This window comes from Candidatus Nitrosotalea sp. FS (assembly GCF_011319475.1).
Classification (GTDB): domain Archaea; phylum Thermoproteota; class Nitrososphaeria; order Nitrososphaerales; family Nitrosopumilaceae; genus Nitrosotalea.
Window position 1 is genome coordinate 1 of sequence record NZ_RCMC01000049.1, and the last position, 496, is coordinate 496.

The window sequence follows — 496 nt, forward strand, 5'->3', positions numbered from 1 at the left end:
GTCCTGGATCCAAAAAACCTTGACGACATATTACAGAATATCATTACTGTTGGAGAAAAAGTTGGAAGACAAGACAAAGCTAAAGACTTTGTTCTAAAACTGCAAAAAAGAATTTCACACATCAAGGATACATCTAAAATTTCAAGACCAAAGGTATTATGCATAGAGTGGCTTGATCCGTTGTTTTCAGCAGGCCACTGGGTCCCACAAATGGTGGATATCGCAGGAGGCATAAACGGAATAAGCTCAANCAAAATTTCAAGACCCAAAGTATTGTGCATAGAGTGGCTTGATCCGTTATTTTCAGCAGGTCACTGGGTCCCTCAGATGGTAGATATTGCAGGTGGCATAAACGGAATCAGCTCAACTGGAGAAAAATCACGAAAGATGCAGATTGATGAGATAACACAGTTTGATCCTGATATCATAATACTAATGCCATGCGGGTTTGATGTCTCAAGAACAATTCTCGAGTACGAAAAATTATCCGAAGACA

Annotated in this window: 1 protein-coding gene; it reads left to right on the forward strand. The window is 39.6% G+C overall.

Annotated elements, in window-relative coordinates:
* Positions 1–27: 27 nt before the first annotated feature.
* A partial coding sequence (locus DYY66_RS15395; RefSeq protein WP_338140854.1) for an ABC transporter substrate-binding protein occupies positions 28–250 on the forward strand: 223 nt, incomplete at its 3' end.
* Positions 251–496 lie beyond the last annotated feature (246 nt).